We start from the raw sequence: 2,027 nt of genomic DNA, 5'->3' as shown, positions 1-2,027 counted from the left end.
CGTTCCAGCGCTGCTTCATGTTCTGGCTCGACTGGGTCAACTGATCCCCGGCCGGCTCGGGACGGGTTCCTGGGCGGAGGCCCGGATCGCCCGGACGATCCGGGCGGCCCAGTCGGCCGGCCGTTCGCGGCCGAGGAGTTCCGAGAGCCGGTCCATGCGGGCCCGGCGCTCGGCGGGGGAGAGGGCGAGGGCCCGGGCCAGGACGGCGCTCAGGTCGTCCGGCGAGTGCGGGTCCGTCAGGAGGGCCGCGTCGCCGAGCTCGGCGGCGGCCCCCGCGTGCCGGGAGAGCACCAGCACGCCCGGCGCGCGGGCGGGCAGTGCGGCGTGCGCGGCGACGAACTCCTTGGCCGTCAGGTTCATCCCGTCCTGGAACGACGTCACCCACAGCACGTCCGCCGCGAGGTACTCGTCGACGACCGCGGCGGCGGACAGGCTGCCGGGCAGGTAGTCGACCGGCTGCCAACGGCCCCGCTGCCAGCGCTCGTTGACCTCGGCCACGCGCTGCTCCAGGTGCCGGCGGGTGGCGTCGTAGGCGGTGATGCCGGGCTCGGGCGGCGGGCAGACCAGCCGGAACTCGAGCCGCCCGCGCAGCTCGGGCCGCCGCTCCAGCAGGCGGTCGAGGGCGTCGACCTTCTGGACCGGGGCCTTCGCGTAGTCGAGGCGCTCGACGGAGAGCACGACCCGCGCGGTGGCCGGGCGCGGCCGTGGCCGGCGCAGCCGGGCGAGCCGTTCGACGGCGGCCCGGTCGACGCCGAGCGGGTGCACCTCGGTGCGCGGGGAGCGCGGCCCGAGCGTCCGCCGGAAGCGTTCGGCGAAGGCGTCGGTGTGGAAGCCCGCCCAGTCGAGGCAGGCGAGGGAGGCGCGCAGTTCGGCGGCGACGGGCAGGGTCGCGAAGACCTCGGGTGCCGGGAACGGGGTGTGGTGGAAGAGCCCGGTCCTGAGGTCGGGGCGGGTGCCGCGCAGCAGGCCGGGGACGAGCCACAGGTTGTAGTCGTGCAGCCAGACGGTGGCGCCGGGCGCGGCCTCGGCGGTGATGTGCTCGGCGAAGCGCGCGTTCACCGCCCGGTAGTCGGCCCAGGAGTGCCGGTCGAGGACGGACCGCTCGGGCTCGGACATCAGCACCGGCCACAGCGTCTCCTTGCACGCCCGGTGGAAGTAGCCGGTCCACTGCTCCGCGCTGAGCGGCACGGGGGAGAGCGGCAGCCCGGTGGGGTGCGGGCGGGCGGCGTCGCGGTCGCCGCCGGCCAGCGCGGTGACCCAGACGCCCGGCAGGCCGTCGGCGAACGCGCTGGTCAGGGTGGGGAGTATGCCGTTGGGGCTGCTGGGCGGCTGCCACGCGGTGCCGGTCCAGTGCAGCGGCGGCCGGTGGTAGGCCACGACGACGGAGTGCCGCCGCCGGGGCCGGTCCGGGTCGGGGGAGACCCAGCCCAGGTCCTGGAGCACCGCGTGGATCCCGGCCGCGCCGTTCTGCCGGGGGCGGCGGACCAGCGGGTCGTCCGCGACGGCGTCGAGCAGGGCGGCCTCGGCGCCGCCGACGACCACGCCGTGCGCGCCGGTCCGGAACAGCGACAGGTCGTTGAGCGAGTCGCCGGCGACGAGGATCAGCTGCGCCGTCCAGCCCAGTTTCCCGGCGAGGGCCCGCAGGGCGTTGCCCTTGGAGGCGCCCGGCGGCAGGACGTCGAAGTAGCGGCCCGCCGAGTACTCCCAGCCGCAGCCGAGCGCCCGGACGGCGTCGGTGACCTCGCGGGTGAGCCGCTCCGGGGCCACCTGGTAGGAGCAACGGCCGTCCTGGACGACGCCGAACTGGTAGGTGAGGGCGGGGAATCGGCGCAGCGCGGCGCGGATGCGGGCCGGTCCGGGCCAGCCGGCGCGCAGCTGTTCCAGGAGCGGGTCGACGGGGGAGAAGTCCGTTCCGTCTGCGACGGTGGCGCCGACGTCGGCGATGATCCAGCGCGGGCGCGGGACGAGGGGGTCGCGCAGCACGTCGCGTACGGAGGTGAGGCCCCGGCCGGTGGCGAAGACGAGGG

1 protein-coding gene is annotated in these 2,027 nt (G+C 76.4%); it reads right to left on the bottom strand.

All coding sequences use genetic code 11. From position 1 onward, the window contains the following. Positions 1–36 precede the first annotated feature (36 nt). On the bottom strand, positions 37–2,027 hold a 1,991-nt coding region (locus tag AB0O00_RS37165; RefSeq protein WP_363659114.1), incomplete at its 5' end, for a trehalose-6-phosphate synthase.

The organism is Kitasatospora sp. NPDC093558 (assembly GCF_040683475.1).
Taxonomy (GTDB): Bacteria; Actinomycetota; Actinomycetes; order Streptomycetales; family Streptomycetaceae; genus Kitasatospora.
The sequence above is the reverse complement of the archived record's forward strand: the minus strand, read 5'-3'. Positions and strand labels throughout refer to the sequence as shown.